General features: G+C 71.7%; 16 protein-coding genes. 3 read left to right on the top strand and 13 right to left on the bottom strand.

Annotation, left to right across the window (positions count from 1 at the left end; translation table 11 throughout):
- Positions 1-6 precede the first annotated feature (6 nt).
- A complete protein-coding gene (locus ABZS77_RS26255; RefSeq protein WP_354827996.1) occupies positions 7-1,239 on the bottom strand; it encodes an MFS transporter in 1,233 nt (410 codons plus the stop codon).
- Between the two features lie 54 nt (positions 1,240-1,293).
- Here ABZS77_RS26255 and ABZS77_RS26250 point away from each other — a divergent pair, with 54 nt between their 5' ends.
- The gene (locus ABZS77_RS26250; RefSeq protein ID WP_354827993.1) at positions 1,294-1,752 is read left to right on the top strand and encodes a MarR family transcriptional regulator; all 459 of its coding nucleotides are present in this window, start codon (positions 1,294-1,296) and stop codon (positions 1,750-1,752) included.
- A gap of 407 nt (positions 1,753-2,159) precedes the next feature.
- Here the strand turns inward: ABZS77_RS26250 and mctP are convergent, their stop codons facing one another.
- The 7 genes from mctP to ABZS77_RS26215 form a co-directional block, all read right to left on the bottom strand.
- Positions 2,160-3,809 (bottom strand): monocarboxylate uptake permease MctP, encoded by a 1,650-nt coding sequence (gene mctP, locus ABZS77_RS26245; protein ID WP_354827990.1) that lies wholly within the window; start codon positions 3,807-3,809, stop codon positions 2,160-2,162.
- Positions 3,809-4,051 (bottom strand): DUF3311 domain-containing protein, encoded by a 243-nt coding sequence (locus ABZS77_RS26240; RefSeq protein ID WP_354827987.1) that lies wholly within the window; start codon positions 4,049-4,051, stop codon positions 3,809-3,811. Before ABZS77_RS26240 ends, mctP begins: the two co-directional genes overlap by 1 nt.
- A gap of 154 nt (positions 4,052-4,205) precedes the next feature.
- Positions 4,206-5,378, bottom strand: a complete 1,173-nt coding sequence (locus tag ABZS77_RS26235; protein ID WP_354827984.1) for a bifunctional RNase H/acid phosphatase — start codon at positions 5,376-5,378, stop codon at positions 4,206-4,208.
- 3 nt (positions 5,379-5,381) lie between these two features.
- Positions 5,382-6,119, bottom strand: a complete 738-nt coding sequence (locus ABZS77_RS26230; RefSeq protein WP_354827981.1) for a C4-type zinc ribbon domain-containing protein — start codon at positions 6,117-6,119, stop codon at positions 5,382-5,384.
- Positions 6,109-6,981, bottom strand: coding sequence for a Nif3-like dinuclear metal center hexameric protein (locus ABZS77_RS26225; RefSeq protein WP_354827978.1), 873 nt, complete (start codon positions 6,979-6,981; stop codon positions 6,109-6,111). Before ABZS77_RS26225 ends, ABZS77_RS26230 begins: the two co-directional genes overlap by 11 nt.
- 95 nt (positions 6,982-7,076) lie before the next feature.
- Positions 7,077-7,649: a flavoprotein gene (locus ABZS77_RS26220; protein ID WP_354827975.1), complete on the bottom strand. Its 573-nt coding sequence runs from the start codon at positions 7,647-7,649 to the stop codon at positions 7,077-7,079.
- Between the two features lie 16 nt (positions 7,650-7,665).
- Positions 7,666-8,895, bottom strand: a complete 1,230-nt coding sequence (locus ABZS77_RS26215) for a helix-turn-helix domain-containing protein (RefSeq protein ID WP_354827972.1) — start codon at positions 8,893-8,895, stop codon at positions 7,666-7,668.
- A 250-nt stretch (positions 8,896-9,145) separates the two neighbouring features.
- On the opposite strand from ABZS77_RS26215, the gene ABZS77_RS26210 reads away from it, so the two are divergent.
- Complete coding sequence (locus ABZS77_RS26210) at positions 9,146-9,817, top strand: bifunctional DNA primase/polymerase (RefSeq protein WP_354828098.1); 672 nt, start codon at positions 9,146-9,148, stop codon at positions 9,815-9,817.
- A 372-nt stretch (positions 9,818-10,189) separates the two neighbouring features.
- Here ABZS77_RS26210 and ABZS77_RS26205 read toward each other — a convergent pair whose 3' ends face one another.
- From ABZS77_RS26205 to ABZS77_RS26185, 5 genes are read right to left on the bottom strand one after another with little or no spacing between them, the layout of a single operon-like run.
- Complete coding sequence (locus ABZS77_RS26205; RefSeq protein WP_354828095.1) at positions 10,190-10,912, bottom strand: FAD:protein FMN transferase; 723 nt, start codon at positions 10,910-10,912, stop codon at positions 10,190-10,192.
- Between the two features lie 49 nt (positions 10,913-10,961).
- On the bottom strand, positions 10,962-11,573 hold the full coding sequence (locus tag ABZS77_RS26200; protein ID WP_354827969.1) for an FMN-binding protein: 612 nt from the start codon (positions 11,571-11,573) through the stop codon (positions 10,962-10,964).
- 12 nt (positions 11,574-11,585) lie between these two features.
- On the bottom strand, positions 11,586-13,001 hold the full coding sequence (locus ABZS77_RS26195) for a ferredoxin reductase family protein (RefSeq protein ID WP_354827966.1): 1,416 nt from the start codon (positions 12,999-13,001) through the stop codon (positions 11,586-11,588).
- A complete protein-coding gene (locus tag ABZS77_RS26190) occupies positions 12,998-14,380 on the bottom strand; it encodes a DUF1501 domain-containing protein (RefSeq protein WP_354827963.1) in 1,383 nt (460 codons plus the stop codon). The genes ABZS77_RS26195 and ABZS77_RS26190 overlap by 4 nt, the downstream gene beginning before the upstream one ends.
- A gap of 8 nt (positions 14,381-14,388) precedes the next feature.
- Positions 14,389-16,476 carry a DUF1800 domain-containing protein gene (locus ABZS77_RS26185; RefSeq protein WP_354827960.1) on the bottom strand — a complete coding sequence of 696 codons (2,088 nt, stop codon included), beginning with the start codon at positions 16,474-16,476 and terminating at the stop codon, positions 14,389-14,391.
- A gap of 432 nt (positions 16,477-16,908) precedes the next feature.
- Here ABZS77_RS26185 and ABZS77_RS26180 point away from each other — a divergent pair, with 432 nt between their 5' ends.
- Positions 16,909-17,166: a DUF3040 domain-containing protein gene (locus ABZS77_RS26180; protein ID WP_139586530.1), complete on the top strand. Its 258-nt coding sequence runs from the start codon at positions 16,909-16,911 to the stop codon at positions 17,164-17,166.

The following is a 17,166-nucleotide window of genomic DNA, read 5'->3' as shown; positions in this document are numbered from 1 at the left end:
CCCCGGTCAGTACGCCTCGCCCACCGGCTCTTCCGGGGCGTGTTCGGTGTCGGCGGCGGCGCGGTTCCAGCGGGACCAGAGGACCCGTTCGCCGTAGCCGGCGGCCATCAGGTGCGCGAAGGCCAGGTAGACCAGCACGCCGACGGCGAGCACCCCAAAGCCGACCCAGAAGGGCAGCGACAGCGACTGCTCGGCGAGCTTGCCGGAGATGATCGGCGCCGGTGCGGCGGCGCCCCAGCGGACCAGGTTGAACGCGCCGGTGGCGACGCGCCGGTCGCTGGAGCCGAGGCCGAGCGCCAAGTCGGTGAGGTTGGCGTTGGCCAGGCCCATGCAGAGGCCGGCGAGCACGAGCACGACGAGCGCTTCGGCAGTGCTGGTGGAGGTGGCGAAGAGGACCATGCAGACCAGCAGGCCGGCGATGGCCACGCCGACTGTCTGCACGGCGCCGATCCGGTGGGCCAGCCGGTGGCCGATCACCATGATGCCGGCGGCCAGGCCGAGCCCCCACCCGGTGAACGCCAGCCCCAGCGGAATGACATCGAGGCCGAGGAAGAGCGGCGTGTAGCCGAGCACCACGAAGAACACGAAGTTGTACGCGGCGGTCACCGCGCAGAGGGCGATGAACGCCGGCCGGCGATAGGTGGCGAAGATCTGGCCGACGCGTACCGGGGCCTGGCGGTTGGTGGGCTCGCGGAGCTTGCGGGAGGCCACGCCCAGGGCGAGGACCATGAAGACACCGCAGACGAAGAACGGCAACCGCCAGCTGATCTCACCGAGCAGTCCGCCGATCAGCGGGCCGACCGCGAAACCCATTCCCAGGGCGGTCTCGAAGAGGCCGACCACCCATTCCCGGTCGAGGGCCAGGTTGACCAGCACCACCATGGCGGTGGCGAAGAACATCGCGTTGCCCAGACCCCAGACGCCGCGCAGCACGGAGAGCTGCACGATGTTGTCGCTGAACGAGGCGAGGATCGCGGCGAGGCCGACCACGGAGACGCCGGTGATGAGCACCGGCTTGAAGCCGAAGCGGCCGCTGGCCAGGGTCGCCGGGATCATGCCCAGGGCCATGACCGCGATGTACGCGGTGAAGAGCAGCTCGACCTGCCAGGCGGTGACGCCGATGGCCTCGCCGATGGCGGGCAGGATCGGGTCGACGACGGCGATGCCGGCGATGGCGAGGAAGGCCACCAGCGTGGTGGCGTAGATGGCACTGCGGTTCGGTTCGGAACGCCGATCCACTCCGACTCCTCAATTAGCTGTATGATACAGGTACTTATTCTGTATCATACAGCTATGAGTGACGACGACGAGATCACCCTCGGCCGCATCGAGACGGAGGTTGCCCTGCTGATGCGCTTCGGCGAGGCGACCCGCCGCGCCACCGGCACCGCCGAGCACCGGGTGCTCGACCGGGCGGCGTACGTGATCCTGCGCCACCTGGCCGAGGCCGGCCCGCAGAACGTCTCCGCGCTCGCCGCCCGGCTCAACCTGGACGGCTCCACCGTCACCCGGCAGGTGTCCGCGCTGCAACGCGACGGCCTCATCGTCCGCGCCCCCGACCCGACCGACGGCCGCGGCACGGTCATCTCCCCCACCGCGGCCGGCCTGCAACGGATGGCCGCCGTGCAGTCCGCCCGCACCCGGCTCTACGGCGACATGCTGTCCGACTGGAGCGCCGAGGACCGCACCGCCCTGGCAACCCTCCTCGGTCGCCTCAACCAGGCCCTGGTGTCCCGCAACCGCACCCGCTGACCGGCGGCACCCCGCACGAGCACCCGCCAGACTCCCCGCGACGCACACCCGCGCTCGTGCCAGACCGCGGCTCGTGCCAGAGCGCGGCTCGTACCAGAACAACTCACCGACGCCGCACACCTCCAAGATCGCGCACGAACACTGTTGTAGTGGTGTCGGACGCACGGGATGCCACTACAACCATGTTCGTGCGCGATCTTGGGCGTGACGCGGGGCAGGCACCGCACGCAGGGCCGGCGCCGCAACACAGGGCCGGCACCGCAACGCAGGGCCGGCACCGCAACGCAACGCAGGGCAGACGCCGCAACGCAGGGCACGGTCACCGCAGGCGGGCAGCGCAACGCAGGGCGGACGCGGGGCGTCCTCCCGGGCGCCGGCCCTGGTGGCGGGCGCCCGGGAGGGGGTTGTCAGGCGACCGGTTCGCGGGCCGACTCGGCGTCGCGGTCGGGGCCCGGGGTGACGCGGGGGTCGCCCTCGTCGGCGAAGTAGTCGTCCGGCTCGGTGCCGTCGACGCCCTCGTCGACCTTCGCGGCCCGCAGCGCCAGCGTGACCAGTGCCGCGACGGCCAGGTTGACCGCCACCGCCACGATGCCGACGTAGATCGTCCTGGTGGTGTCGAAGCCGAACTCCGACAGGGGGAACGCGGACCCGCCGAAGTGCTTCTTCGTCGGGCTGGCCACCTGGTAGAGCATCCACATGCCCAGCCCCATGCCGACCGCCCAGCCGACGATCAGGCCGGTGCGGTGGAACCAGCGGGTGTAGAGGCCCAGCGCGACCGCCGGCAGCGTCTGGAGGATGATCACGCCGCCGATGAGCTGGAGGTCGATGGAGAACTGCGGGTCGAGGAAGACGATGCAGGCCACCGCGCCGACCTTCACCACCAGCGAGGTGATCTTCGAGACGGTGGCCTCCTGGGCCGGGGAGGCGTCCCGCTTCAGGTATTCCTTGTAGATGTTGCGGGTGAAGAGGTTCGCCGCCGCGATCGACATGATCGCCGCGGGCACCAGCGCGCCGATGCCGATCGCCGCGTACGCGACACCGGCGAACCAGTCCGGGAACTGCTGGTCGAACAGCAGCGGCACGACCGTGTTGTTGTCCACGCTGCCGGCGGAGGCCCCGGGCAGCGGCTTGACGCCGGCCGCGATGGCCATGTAGCCGAGCAGCGCGATCAGCCCGAGCAGCAGGCTGTACGCGGGCAGCGCCGACATGTTCCGCTTGATCACGTCGCGGTTCCGGCTGGCCAGCACACCGGTGATGCTGTGCGGGTAGAGGAAGAGCGCCAACGCCGAGCCGAGCGCCAGCGTCACGTACTGGAGCTGGTTGTTGCCGTTGAGCAGGATGCCGTCGTTCGGGTTGGGTGAGGCGTCGAACTTTGCGTCGGCGGCGGCGAAGATGTCGCCCCAGCCGCCCAGCTTGTACGGCAGGTAGACGACCGCCACCAGGATGACGATGTAGATCAGGCTGTCCTTGACGAACGCGATGAGCGCCGGCGCGCGCAGCCCCGACTGGTAGGTGTACGCGGCCAGGATGGCGAACGCGATGATGATCGGCAGGTGCCGGGCCAGCGCGTTGTCGCCGGTGACGCCCATCGTCTTGAGTACGGCCTCGATGCCGACCAGCTGCAACGCGATGTACGGCATGGTGGCGACGATGCCGGTGATCGCGATCAGCAGCGCCAGCACCGGCGAGTCGAACCGGTTGCGGACGAAGTCGGCGGGCGTGACGAACCCGTGCCGGTGCGACACCGACCAGAGCCGCACCAGCACCAGGAAGACAAGCGGATAGATGACGATGGTGTACGGCACGGCGAAGAACCCGGCCGCTCCGGCACCGAACATCAGCGCCGGCACCGCCACGAAGGTGTACGCCGTGTAGAGGTCACCGCCGACCAGGAACCAGGTGATCCAGCCGCCGAAGCTGCGCCCGCCCAGACCCCACTCGTCCAGGTGCGCCATGTCCTTCGGTGCCCGCCAGCGGGCGGCCACGAAGCCCATCACGCTGACCAGCAGGAACAGGAACGAGAAGACGATGATCTCGGTGAGATGGTCGCGCCACATCAGGAATCACCCCGCTTCTTGGTCATCTGGTACACCAGGGTCGTGGTGCTGACGCCGAGCAGGATGAACGCCAGTTGCAGCCAGTAGAAGCGCGGGAAGCCGAACACCCGGGGCGAGTCGCCATTGAAGAAGACCGGGATCAGCGGCACCACGATCGGGATGAAGAGCAACCAGTTCCAGGGGCTGTGGTCCTTCGCCCTGGTTGGCGCCGCGCGCGGCGCCTCCGGTTCCGGTGCAGCCATCTGACACACCTCCGGGGAGTCGTGGCTCTCGATGTAACGGCCGGAGGCTACGACTCTGTGACGGCGGTCACCCGACCTGATCAGAGGGTGCTGCGCCGAGCGGCCGGCCGGCTGCGCCGAACGGCGCGACCGACCGGCCGGAGGGTGAATCGACTCAGAGGGCGGCGAGGTGGGCGGTGTCGTTGACCGTGCGGACCGCGACGCCACCGTCGGGCCACATGTCGACGAGTGAGATGCCGGCCGCGTCCAGGAAGAGCCGGTGCAGGAAGCCGTCGCCGGCGGCGAGGGCGTCGCGCAGCACCAGCTTGATCGGCGAGACGTGCGAGACGACCACCACGGTCTCCCCGGGGTACGACGTGACCAGCCCGGCGATCACGCGGTGCGCGCGTTCGGCGACCTGGGTGAACGACTCACCGCCGGGCGGGGCGACCCGCGGCGAGGCGAGCCAGGCGTCCATCTCCCCCGCCCACCGCTCGCGTACCTCGGTGAAGGTGCGCCCCTCCCACTCGCCGAAGTCGCACTCGATCAGGTCGTCCTCCGTGCGCACCGGCACGTCGCCGAGCGCACCGGCGATCGCCGTGGCGGTGGCCGTACACCGGGACAGCGGTGAGCTGAGCACGGCCGCGACGGACGGGGCCAGCGCGGCCACCCGGGTGGCGGTGGCCGCGACCTGGGCCCGACCGCGCTCGGAGAGCGGCACGTCGCCGCGCCCGGAGTAGCGCCGCTGCTCGGTGTACGGGGTCTCGCCGTGCCGGACCAGGATGAGACGGGTGGCGGTGAAGCTCGGCCGTGGCTCCCAGGAGGCCGGCGCGGTCGCCGGGTCGCTGCCGATCGGGGTGACGGGCGCCGCCGAGGGCTGGTTGGTGGCGGCCGTCGTCGCAGCACGGGCGGGGGCGGCAGTCGCCGGGGGACGACCCGCTGCGGCGTCCATGGCGGCGTTGGCGAGCGCGTCGGCGTGCCGGTTCTGCTCGCGGGGGATCCACGCGAACCGCACCGCCGTGAACCGGCCCACCAGCCCGGCGGCCTGGGCGGCGAGCGGACGCAGGCCGGGGTGCTTGATCTGCCAGCGGCCGCACATCTGCTCGACCACCAGCTTGGAGTCCATCCGGACGTCCACCTCGGCGGCGCCCAGCTCGGCGGCGGCGCTCAACCCGGCGATCAGACCCTGGTACTCGGCGACGTTGTTGGTCGCCGTGCCGAGCGACTCGGAACGCTCGGCGAGCACCTCGCCGGTCTCCTGGTCGCGGACCACGGCGCCGTAGCCGGCCGGCCCCGGATTGCCTCGGGACCCGCCGTCGGCCTCGACGACGACCGCGCGCGGCGCCACGACCTACAGGCCCGACTCGTTGGTACGGACCATGATCCGTCGGCAGTCCTCGCAGCGGACCACGTCGTCCGGGGCTGCCTTGCGGATCCGGGCCAGGTCGGCGCCGGACAGCTCCAACCGGCACCCGCCGCAGCGGCCCGTGGTGAGCAGCGCGGCACCGAGCCCGGTGTCCGCGCGGATCTTGTCGTAGAGGTTGACCAGCTCGGCCGGGAGGTCAGCGGCGAGGGGCTGACGGGCCCCGCGCTTGAACTCCTCCTCCTTGGCGATCTCGGCCAGGGCGTCGTCGCGGCGCTGCTCGGTGACGGCCCGCTTGTCCCGGGTGTCGGCCAGTCGCTGCTCAACGCCGTCCAGTACGCCCTGGGCGGTCTCCCGCTGCTCCATCAGCTCCAGCTCGGCGTCCTCCAGGTCGCCCTGGCGCCGGTTCAGCGAGACCAGCTCGTGCTGGAGCGCCTCCAGCTCCCGCGCCGGGCCGGTGCCGGCGGCCAGCCGGTTCTGGTCCTTCTCCTTGCGGGCACGGACCTGCTCGACGTCCTTCTCCAGCCGGGCGATGTCCCGGTCCAGGTCGTCGACCGCCACCTGGGCGCGGACCCGCTCGTCCTCCAGCGACGACAGCTCCCGGGCCAGCGCCTCCAACTCGGCCCGCTCCGGCAGGGAACGCCGGCGGTGGGCGAGCTGGGCGAGGTTGGTGTCGATGGCCTGGAGGTCGAGCAGGCGGCGCTGCACCTGGGGGTCAGCCTTCACGGTCGGGCTCCTTGTCGTCCACAACGGGTGCGGCGGCGTGTACGGTCCACGGGTCGGTGTCCAGGTCGGACACCAGCGTCTCGACGTCCAGCGCTTCCCGCAGGAGAGCGGCCAGGTCGTCCAGCCACGGTCGTTCGGTCGCCCAGTGGGCGGCGTCGATCAGGGCGGGACCATCGGCGGCGAGGTGCTCGCCGGCCGGATGGTGCCGCAGGTCGGCGGTGAGGAACGCGTCCACCCCGGCGGCGGTCGCGGCGCCGAGGAAGCTGTCCCCCGACCCGCCGCTGACGGCGAGGGTACGAACCATACGCCCGGGATCCCCCGCGGCGCGAACTCCCCAGGACGTGACGGGGAGCACGGCGGCGGCGTGCCGGGTCAGCTCGGCGAGGGTCATCGGGTGGGGCAGCTCGCCGATCCGCCCGAAGCCCCGGTCGTCGCCGGTCGCGGGTGAGCCGGGCGCCGGCCGTTGCAGCGGGCGTAGCCCGGTCAGGCCGAACCGGGCGGCGAGGGCGTCGGAGACCCCCGGGGACGCCACGTCGGCGTTCGTGTGCGCCACGTGCAGCGCCACCCCGGCGCGGATCAACTGGTGGACGATGCGCCCCTTGAACGTCGTCGGCGCCACCGAGGAGACCCCGCGCAGCAGCAGCGGGTGGTGCGCGACGATCATGTCGGCGCCGGCGGCGAGGGCCTCGGCGACCGTCTCGGGCACCACGTCGACCACGCAGAGCACCCGGTGGACCGGGGCGGCCGGCTCACCGAGCACCAGGCCCACGCGGTCCCAGTCCTCCGCCCAGGCCGGCGGGTAGCGCTGTTCCAGCTCGGCCACCACGTCGGACACCGTGGGGGTGGTTCCGATTGTGCTCACGGCGGGCCAGCTTACCGGCGTACGGGCCGTGGGCGGCGACGCCCGGCCCGGCCGCGCCGGGTGGGCCGACGCGCGGGGCACCCCGCCGGGGGCGGTCAGGCGACGCGGCAGGAGACGGTGCGCAGCGCGGTCAACGGCAACTGCCACGGGAACGCGTGCAGGTGCTGCTCACCGGTCCCCGGCGGGTGCAGGGCGACCACGTGGTCACCGAAGAGCACCGTCACACCCCAGTCGGCCAGCCGGGCCACGCCGGCCCGGAACGCCGGGTGGGCGGCCATCGCGGCGTTGGTGTACGGGACCGCCACGATGGGGGTGCCCTTGCCCTGCGCCTCGACCAGCAACCCGAGGGCGAGCGTGTCGGCGATCCCGGCGGCCCACTTGTTGACCGTGTTGACGGTGGCCGGGCAGACGATCATGGCGTCGGCGGGCGGCAGGACGTCCGGGTCGCCGGGGTTCTTGTAGTGCGTTCGGACCGGGTGGCCGGTCTGCCGGACCAGGGCGGCCTGGTCGACGAACTTGGCCCCGTCCGGCGTGACGACGACACAGACGTCCCAGCCGTCCCGCTGGGCCAGGTCGACCAGGTGCCCGACCCTGCTGGCGAGCGGCGAACCGCAGGCGATGACATAGAGCACCTCGCGGTGCCCGCTGGTGTGCGCTGAACCGGCCATCAGACCGGCTCCGCGCTCATACCCCTACTCCCATGTGCTCAGCCAACTCCGCAATCGGAGAAGGCGGCGCACCGCGTGTGCGACGAAGGATGTCCGACATCACCTCGTGCGCGATGGGCCGGCAGCGGATCTCCGACGCGGCGAGCCGGTCACCGCGCAGCAGCGCCTCGCCCGCGTTCGCGACGTCGCCGATCTGGGCGTACCCGCGGGCGATGTCGAGCAGGTGGTGCGCGCGGCGTTCGGGGAGCAACGCGTTGAAGGCGGGATCGGGGATGCGCAACTGGTGCACCTCCACCGCCCGACCCCCGTCGCCGAGTTCCACAGCGGCGGCGGCCCGGTGCAGTTCCACGTTGGTCGGGCCGAACGAGGTCCAGTAGTGGTTGTGGTCGCCGCCGAGCCGGGCGGCGGCCTCCGCCGCGCCGCTGATCAGGTCGTCGACGCTCGCCGAGTCGCCGATGCGGGAGGCCGCCATCGCGCCCTGGAGCAGCAGCATCCCGTAGACGGAGAGCTGGGCCGGGGACACCCCGCCGCTGCCAGTGGGCGCCAGCCGGTTGGCGATCTGGACGTTCAGCTCCAGCGCCGGCCGGGCCCGACCCATCGCGACGAGCGCGTTGCAGACCCGGGTGGTGGCGATGCCGGCCAACAGCGGATCGTCGGCCCGCTGCGCCACCGCCATCGACCGGTCGGCGGCCAACCAGGCCAGCTCGCACTCGCCGAGCTTGCGCAGCACCGACGACGCGATCTGATAGACCTGCCCGAGCAGGTGGGCCGCCTCTGCGGCGTGTTCACCGCCGTACGCGGCGTCGGCCGCCTGGGCGTCGCGCAGCAGCTTGGGCAGCGCGCGGGTGAGCATGCCGTAGCGGCCGTACTGGTAGGTGAGCCAGGCGTGGTTGACGGCCTTGCGCATGTCGTCCAGCGGCGGCGGGTACGGCGCCGCGTCGAAGTACGCGCTCATCGAGTCGTAGCGTTCCAGCGCCGCCCGGATCTCCTGCACCTCGATCTGGTCGATGCAGTTCAGCGCGTCGGCGCGGCGCTCCGGGTCCTTGCCCAGGAGCAGTTGCACGTCCATCTGGAGGATGTCGGCGATCTCGTAGAGGACGGAGAACTTGTCGAGCCGGCGGACGCCCCGCTCGACCTTGTCCACCCAGCTCTTCGACTTGCCCAGCCGATCGGCGAAGACCTGCTGCGACATCTTGCGCCGACCCCGCCAGTAGGCCACTCGCCGTCCTATGGGTAGCTCGTCCATCTCCCCATCCCTCCCCTGCCGTCACCGACCCCGTCGGGCCGGGACGATGTCCGCGGGTGCGGCGATCAGTCGTCCGTCTTCAGGTTTCGCCGATCGCACAGCGTGTGCGTCAGCCATACAGCCAGTCCTCGTACTTTTCGTGCAAGTTGCACGAGCCGTTCGTCAACCTCAACGATCGTGGGTTACGGCAGTGACGGTGCTCGAACTGCGTCCTGGCGTCCGCCGGGCCCGACGAGGGGAGATGGCACACATGTGGGGGAACGTCGGACCGCGCGTCGCCGAACTGTCGCCGCTGGAACGCGTCCGGCTGCGCCGGGTCGCCATCCGGTACGCCGTGCACGGCTGGGAGGTGACGCCCGGCGCGTGTCTGGCCCGCAGCCGCTTCGTGTGCGGCCGGGCCGGCTGTCCCACAGTGGGCTGCCACCCCGCCCTGGAGAACTGGGAGCTGGCCGCCAGCGCCGACCCGGCCCGGGTGGCGACCTGGTGGCGTGACCGCCCGCACGGCGTGCTGCTGCCCACCGGTCGCGCGTTCGACGTGCTGGAGGTGCCCGCGAACCTCGGCCGGCACGTGCTCGACGCGGTGCAGGTCCACCCGGCCGGCACCGGCGTGCGCGGGCCCGTGCTGGTCACCCCCACCGGGCGGTGGATGTTCCTGGTCCGCCCCGGCGACCCCCTGCGCCCGGAGCTGGAGCACTGCTTCCACGTGGTCCGGCACGGGCCGGGCTCCTGGATTCCCGCACCACCCACCCGGCTGCCGGAGGGGACGGTCCGCTGGGCGGTCGCCCCGGAGCAGGCCCGCTGGCAGCTTCCCGACTCGTACCTCGTGCAGAACACGCTGATCGAGGCGTTGCGGGCCAGCGGCGTGACGCTCGCGCCCGACCTGTTCCCCGGTCACCTGCCACTGCCCCGGCGCGGCATGTGACGCCACCGGGGCCTCCGATCGATCCGGTGGCCGACAGCGTCGCCGGAGCGCCGGTCCTCGTTGACAGGGGGACGGCGCGTACGAGCGCCAGGAACGGGGGAACGATGTCCATCAACGACAGAGCGTCTCATCCCGGCGGTACCGAACCGCCCCGGCGCAGTTACCCGCGGCCCCGCTGGGCGGGCACCCGGCCGACCGGCTCCCGCCCCGGCCGCCCGCGTCCCACCGGCTCCCGCCCGGCCGGCACCCACCGCCCGCTGCGCTAGACCCCGGCACCTCATCCCCGCCGATCGTGCACTTCGTGTAGCGATGATCCGGGCGGAGAACGGCGAGCCAACCACCGGAGTGCACGATCGTCGGGGCGGGTGGGGGCTAGTCCGTCGCGGGCAGGTTGGCGGAGTGGTACTGCCGGGCGTCGTCGGTGACCACCGCGTGGGTGTGGCCGTTCAGGCGGTCCAGCCATCCGATGCCGGTGACCCCCATGGCCAGGGCTGCGGTGGCGTACGCGTCGGCGAGCCCCAGGTCCGTCCCGACCACGGTCACCGACCGCAGCCCGCCGGCCGGTGTTCCCCGACGCGGATCCAGCACGTGCCGTCCCCGCTCGTAGACGCCGGAGGTGGCCACGGCCAGGTCGGTCCCGGTGAGCACCAGGCAGGCCGCCATCGCGTCCCAGGGGTGCCGGATGCCGATCCGCCACGGCTCCCCGGACGGCGACAGGCCCCGCACCCGCACGTCGCCGCCGGCGTTCACGCAGTGGTTGCCCGCCCCGGCGGCGAGCAGCCGGTCGGAGGCGACCTGCGCCGCCCAGCCCTTCACGAAGCCGGACGGGTCGAGCCGCCCGGTGGCGTACGCGTCGAAGAACCCGTCGGTGTCGCCCCACAGGTCGGCGCACGCCTCCAGCACGAACCGCAGGTCCGCCGACGCCTCGGAGAGCAGCACCTCACCCCTGTCGAACCGGCACACCTCGCTGTCCGACCGGTACGTGCTGAACCGGGCGTCCACCTCGCGCATCCAGGCGAAGACGTCGTCGGCCAACCCGCGCAGACGCTCCGGCGGCAGGTCGTCGGCGAGGTCGAGGGTGATCGTCGTACCCATGATCTGCTCGACCCGGCACAGGCCCGGTCGGGTCAGCGCGGCCCGCACGTCAGAACGCCTGCTCGATGGCGGCCCGCAGGGACTGCTTGTAGGCGTTGCTGGTCGAGGTGGCTCCGGAGACGGTGTTGAGGTTGGCGTTCTGCTTCTTGACCACCTCGCCACCGCTGCCGTCGTAGCTGCTCCGGACGTCGGCGCTGTGGATGTCCGACTCGTCCCCGCTGGGCAGGGAGAGCGCGATGGCATCCACGATGCGGGTGCCGGAGATGACGATCTGGACCTGGACGGCCCCGTACCGTCCGGACGTGTCGACAGGTGGCCCGGTGACCCGCCGGGTGGTCGGCTGCGGCGCCTTGGTGGTGGTCTTCGGCGCGGAGGGGGCCTTCGCGGTGGTTTTGGTGCCCGAGGGCCGGGCGGTGGTCCTGCCCGGCTTCGGCGAGGTGGACACCTCGGCGCTTCCCGACGGCTTCGGTGCCGCACCCGCCGGGTCGACTCCCGGGGCGTCCGGGGCGAGGCTCGGGTCGGTGCCCGGCCCGGAGGGGTTGACGGGCTGAGCGGTCGGCAGATTCTGGGCGACCTGGGTGGCGTCCGGTGAGCCCTTGAGCACCACAAGCGCGGTGGTGCTGGCCGCCAGGCCGGTGATCGCGAGGAACGCGCGGCGCATGGAATGCCCTTCCTACAGCTCGAACGTGGCCAGGTGGATCTGCCGGCGGGGCACACCGGCGCGGCGCAGCGCGCGCACCGACTGCTCGACCAGCCCGGGTGGCCCGCACAGGTAGACGTCCCGCCGGGCCACGTCGGGCACGAGCTGGCGAATGCCGTCGGGGCTCATGAGCTGGCGGGGGCCGGGGTCGTCGCGGGAGCCGATGACGTACCAGAGGGACGTGTCGCGCTCCTGGGCCAGCCAGTCCAGTTCGCGGCTGAGCAGCACGTCGGCGGGTGTGCGGGCCCGGTAGATGAGCGCGGCGCCCGGCGGCAGTTCTTCCAGCATCGCCCGGATCGGCGTGATCCCGCTGCCGCCGGCGATCAGCAGCGCCCGCTCCCGGGTCCGGTGCGCGGCCGTGAACGTGCCGGACGGGCCGGACGCCCAGACCCGGGTGCCCGGTTCCAGGTCACGCAGGTCCGCGGTGTGCGTACCGACCACCTTGACGGTGAGCCGCAGCCAGCGGCCGTTCGCGGCGGCGGAGACGGAGAACGGGTGCGACTGCCACCAGCAGCCCCGGGTGAGGAACCGCCAGCGGAAGTACTGGCCGCCGAGCATCGCCAGCCGGCCCAGCCGCTCGCCGGTCAGGTAGATGGAGATGGTGTCCGGGCTCTCCGCGACCACGTCGGCGACCCGCAGCTTGTAGCGCATGTTGAACGCCAGCGGCGCGATCACCCGACCCCAGAGCAGGGCGGCGACGACAAGCAGGTAGAGGGCGATCCAGCCGGTGCGTACCGGGCCGGGCCGGTAGAGCTGCGCGCCGTGGGTGAACTGGTGCCCGTACCCGAGCAGCAGGATCAGGTAGCTGGAGCGGTGCAGCAGGTGCCACGCCTCGTAGGGCAGTGCCCGCCGGATGGCCCGGATGCTGCTGAACCCGACAGCCAGCATGATGGCGGCGGCGGCGAACGCGGACAGCATGTCCTCGTACTCGCCGAGCAGCAGGCCAACCTCGGCGAGGATCGAGTGGTTCCGCAGGTCGGCGTAGCCGACGAGGATCAGCGACAGGTGCGCGAGCACCGCGACCAGCAGGGTGGCGCCGATGTCGCGGTGCCAGCGGGCCATCTGCTCGCCGCCGATCCACCGCTCCAGCACCGGCAGCCGGCTCATCATGAGCACCTGCACGAGCAGCAGGTAGCCGGCGACCAGGCCGGTGATCCGGCCCGCCGCGGTGAGGGTCGCCGCGGTGCTGCGCAGCGACCCGGCGGGGGTGCCCAGCCACCACGGCAGCACCGCGGCGAGCAGGCCGACCACGAGCAGAGCGGCCAGCAGCCGCCGGCCGCCGGGTCCGCGTCGGTCCGGGATCTGAGGTACGGGCGCAGCCGACCGGCCGCCGTGCCGGGACGAGGTCCCGGTGCGGCGGCCGGCGGCGTGGGTGTGCGGGTACGTCACGCGTACAGCTTCATCGGGGCGTACTTCATGCGGGGGAACACCTTCTGCACCTCGGCATTGGTGAGCCCGAACCGGCCCTGTGCCAGGGAGCCGTAGACGTTGAACATGTTGTTGTATTCCGGCACGTCGCCGGAGTCCAGCTTGCTCAGGCCGTTCCAGGTGCCCAGCAGCGAGCTGGCCAGCTTCTTGCCGGAGAGCACCGTGACCACGCCGCCGTGGCCGTGGTCGGTGCCGCCGCCGTTGGAGCCGACCCGCCGGCCGAACTCGCTGGACACCATGACCGTCACGTCGGCGGCCTGCGGGCCGAGGTCGGTGAAGAACGCCGCCATCGCGCTGGCCAACTCGTTCAGCCGGCGGTGCAGCTGGCCACCATTCTGGGTGCCCTGGTTCTCGTGGGTGTCGTAGCCGCCCATGCCGACGGTCGCGACCCGGACGTTGGCGCCGCCCTTGATCAGTTGGGCGAGCTGCTGGAACGCCCGGCCGACGCCCTCGTACGTGACGCCCTCGGCGGGCTGGTACGGCTTGGCGGCGAGCTTCTGCGCCGTGGCCAGCGCGCCCATGCCCTCCTGCACGGCCTCCTCGACCGGGTGGTTGATCCCGGTGAAGAGCCCCTTGATGGCCTTCTCGGTGGCCGCCCGGAACCGGTCGTCACCGTTGAGCCGCAGCGACCCGACGTTGTTCAGGGAGATCGCGCCGTTGTTGCCAACGAGCGAGCGGGGCAGCGTGCTGCCGATGCCGACGCTGCGGAACGCGGTGCCCTTGCCAAGGTTGTCGACCAGGCCGTCGAGCCAGCCCCGGCCGCCGGTCTCGTTGGGCAGCCCGCCCAGGTTGCAGGCGTCCGCGGCCTGGAAGTGGCTGCGCGACAGCCGCTCGTCGGAGACGGCCGGGATGAAGCCCAACTGGCCGGCCTTGAGCCACTGCTCCAGCGGCTTGAAGGCACTGGTCAGCTTGAAGCCCCGGCTCAGGGCGAGCGAGTCACTGCCGAGCAGCAGGTCGGGGCGGGCCTTGGCGAGCACCGGGTCGTTGTCCGGAGCCACCAGGCTCAGCCCGTCCAGCCCGCCGTAGAGGAAGACGTGGATCAGGGTGCCGGTCTTGGTCGCCGCGAACGACGCCGAGGTGGTGACGAACTGGGCGGTGGCCAGGGCGGTGGCGGTGGCGGCGGCACCGGCGACGAAGGTCCGCCGGGTCACGCCGCGACCGTCCTGCTGGGCCTCCTCCAGGTCCTCCAGGGTGCGGTACCTGTCGGCCTCGGCGGCGTTCTCGGCGGCGACGATGTCCGCCTCGGCACGCAGCAGCGCCTCGGTCGGGTTGTCGGCCAACCGCCGCAGGTCCGGGCATTCGGGGTGCAGGGGGAAAGAGTTGTACACAGTCTTCTCCATCGGGTGCCTCACCGGAGGTGGTGCTGGGGGGAAGCGAGGATCGCCCGCGCGACGGCGGTGATGGCCCCGTTGAACGTGGCGTCGACCTTGGCGGTCGCCGACACACCGGCCACGCCGAGGATCAGGTTCTTCTCCCGGGTGCTCAGCTTCTGGTTCACCAGCCGCTGGGACAGGGCGTCCACGTACGCGCCGGCCGTCGCCGGCGGCTTGGCGACCAGCTTCTCCGGCGCCGTGTACGTGAACACGGTGCGGTAGCCGGCGAGCAGCTCACCCGCCTCGTTCCAGCCGTTGAGCATGGTGCCGGCCGACGTCCACGCGACGTAGACGTCCGGGTAGCCGTCCGGGGTGGGCTGGCCCATCGGGAACTGGCCCAGCTCGCGCATCTTGTCGTGGATCTGCCGCAGGCCCCGGGCGTACGGGGTGCGCTTGTTGTCGCCGTTGTTGTGCTTCGGCGACGCCTCCGGCGACACGCCGAGGGTGCGGTACGTGGCGACCAGGTACTCCATCGGCCGGCGCACCTTCTGACCGACGGCGGCCCAGAACTCCGAGGAGCTGAACAGCGCCATCAACACCGGCTTGATCATGCCGTTGTTCGTGGTGTACGTCTTGGCGAGCCGGTCCACCAGGGACTTCGGCGGGGTGTCCGAGACGAACCGGGTGGCCAGGCTCTGCGCCACGTACTTCGCGGTCGACGGGTGCAGCGCGATGTACGTGATGTACGCGTCGATCGCCGCTTCGGCCTTCTTCGGCTCCGACGAGTTGTTGGCGTGGGTGAAGCCGAGGATCTTCACCTTGCCGACGTAGTGCTGCTCGGGCCGGAAGACGTACTTGCCGTCCTGGACACCACGGCCGGTCTGGAGCATGGCCGCCTGCCGGACGTCCGGCTCCTTGTAGCCGCCGTCGACGCCCACCGAGTACAGCTCCAGGTTCTCCCGGGCGAGGTTCTCGTTGATGGCGTCCTTGCGGGAGTCCTTCTGGTTCAGGTAGATCAGCAGCGCGGGGTGCTTGTTCGCGGCGACAAGCATCTCCGGGTAGCTGCCCAGGGCGTGCTTGCGCACCACGTCCTTGTCGAACGAGTTGCGGTACACCTCACCGCCGTCGAAGTCGGCGGCGACGTGCAGGAAGTCGTTCCAGAAGTCGACCATCACCTCGAACAGCTGGCGCTTGGACCAGATCTGCCGGGCGATGGTGGCGTCGACCATCTCCCGCTCCGGCTGGGCGCCCTGGTCGTTGAGCTGGTCCCGCTGGGCGCGCAACTGCTGCACGTCGAGCTTCTGGGTGGGCAGCTCGGCGAGCTTCAACTCGGCCTTGCTCGGCTCGAGCTTGTCCGGCTCCAGCTGGGCGCGGATCCAGCCGTCGATGCCCATCTTCTTGATGTCCGAGACCACGGCGGGCGTGGCACCGAAGGTGGCCCGCCGGGCCAGGTGCAGGATCGGGTCCTTGGCCAGCACCGTCTTGACGGTCACCGTGGTCGCCGCCGCCGCGGCGGCGGGGCCTGAGAAGCTCCGGCCGCCGGTGGGTGCGTTCTTCTTCAGCGCCTCACCGGCGCGCGAGCCCATGTAGCTCTCGTTCTGCTCGGTGTACGTGCGCACCGTGCTGGGCTGCTGGCCGCTGGGCCGCGCCGCGGTGCCGTCGGTCACCGTGCTGCCGGTCGCGTCGCCGGCCGCCGCGTCGCCGCCGAAGAGGCTGCGGATCTGCGGGGTCATGGCGAGCGCCGCGCCACCGGCCACCACGGCGGCGGTCCCGCCGAGCGCGACCATCGCCTTGCGCCGGCCGACCTTGCGACCCGGCTCGTCGTCATCGTCCAGGGTGGGCAGTCCGGTGCCGGCCGTACGGGCGGGGGCCGGACGGCCGAGTCCCTCCGGGCCGACCCACTGCGGTCCGCGTGGGGCGGGAGCGGGCTGCGCGTAGCCGTCGACGTACTGGTCACGCGGGTCGCCCTGGGCGGGGTAGCCGCCCTGGTGGGGGTGGGGCGAGTCGTACCCGTACGGCGCGGACGAGGTGTTCTCGGCGTACCCGTCCGCGGTGTGGTGCTGGCGTCCGTCCCAACCGCGGTCGTCCCGCGGTCGACGCGGTGGCACATTCTGGTCGGCCATGTACCAATCCCGATTTCTGATGAGCGCCGGAAGCTGCGACCGGGCAGGTGCGGCAGGTGCGGCGACTGTTGCCTGAGGGGGGTTGCTACGGCAAGGTAACCAAGCCCTCAGGTGCCTTCAAGGCAGCCCGAACGCCCTCGTGGGGGCACTTAAGACAGCCCTCACCACGATGGTCGCCGCGCACGGTTGGCCACGCTGGGCCGCGCACCTTCTCAGCAGGGCGTACGTGTGGCAGCCGGGCACGGATCGGACCGTGGGGGCGTACCCGGCACTTTCCGCGCCGTTCACCACCACAGGCAAACTTAAGGTTCGGATAAGCCAGACGTGAGACGCCCTCGTGCGAGGCAAAAGTAGCAGCAGCGGGTGAGCGTGAGCCGCCGCCGCAGCGGGTATGCCGCCGGACCGCTGAACGCGTGAGGGGAAGGCAGCGCCATGCTCAGCAAAGAGGATCAGCGCAGGTTCGACCAGATCACCCGTCAGCTCCGGGAGAGTGACCCGGCCTTCTTCGCCCGGCTGGACCACCGGGTCCGGGCCCGGCGGGGCCGTTACCTGATGTTGTTGACCATCGTGCTGTGGGCGTCGCTGCCGGCGATGACCGTGTTCGCCGGCCGGCTCGCCGGGGCGATCTGCGCGGTGGTGCTGGTGGCGAACGCCGCGATCATGTGGCGGTTCCGTCGCCGGTGGACGTGA

Origin of the sequence: Micromonospora sp. NPDC005298 (assembly GCF_040607375.1) — a bacterium.
Taxonomy (GTDB): Bacteria; Actinomycetota; Actinomycetes; order Mycobacteriales; family Micromonosporaceae; genus Micromonospora.
This window is presented reverse-complemented; position numbering and strand designations above follow the sequence as displayed.

Bases quoted from the DNA above. Each gene is read 5' to 3' on its own strand.
- ABZS77_RS26250 (WP_354827993.1), top strand. From the start codon at position 1,294: ATGAGTGACGACGACGAGATCACCCTCGGCCGCATCGAGACGGAGGTT.
- mctP (WP_354827990.1), bottom strand. From the start codon at position 3,809: ATGTGGCGCGACCATCTCACCGAGATCATCGTCTTCTCGTTCCTGTTC.
- ABZS77_RS26240 (WP_354827987.1), bottom strand. From the start codon at position 4,051: ATGGCTGCACCGGAACCGGAGGCGCCGCGCGCGGCGCCAACCAGGGCG.
- ABZS77_RS26220 (WP_354827975.1), bottom strand. From the start codon at position 7,649: ATGGCCGGTTCAGCGCACACCAGCGGGCACCGCGAGGTGCTCTATGTC.
- ABZS77_RS26215 (WP_354827972.1), bottom strand. From the start codon at position 8,895: ATGGACGAGCTACCCATAGGACGGCGAGTGGCCTACTGGCGGGGTCGG.
- ABZS77_RS26210 (WP_354828098.1), top strand. From the start codon at position 9,146: ATGTGGGGGAACGTCGGACCGCGCGTCGCCGAACTGTCGCCGCTGGAA.
- ABZS77_RS26205 (WP_354828095.1), bottom strand. From the start codon at position 10,912: ATGGGTACGACGATCACCCTCGACCTCGCCGACGACCTGCCGCCGGAG.
- ABZS77_RS26200 (WP_354827969.1), bottom strand. From the start codon at position 11,573: ATGCGCCGCGCGTTCCTCGCGATCACCGGCCTGGCGGCCAGCACCACC.
- ABZS77_RS26190 (WP_354827963.1), bottom strand. From the start codon at position 14,380: ATGGAGAAGACTGTGTACAACTCTTTCCCCCTGCACCCCGAATGCCCG.
- ABZS77_RS26185 (WP_354827960.1), bottom strand. From the start codon at position 16,476: ATGGCCGACCAGAATGTGCCACCGCGTCGACCGCGGGACGACCGCGGT.
- ABZS77_RS26180 (WP_139586530.1), top strand. From the start codon at position 16,909: ATGCTCAGCAAAGAGGATCAGCGCAGGTTCGACCAGATCACCCGTCAG.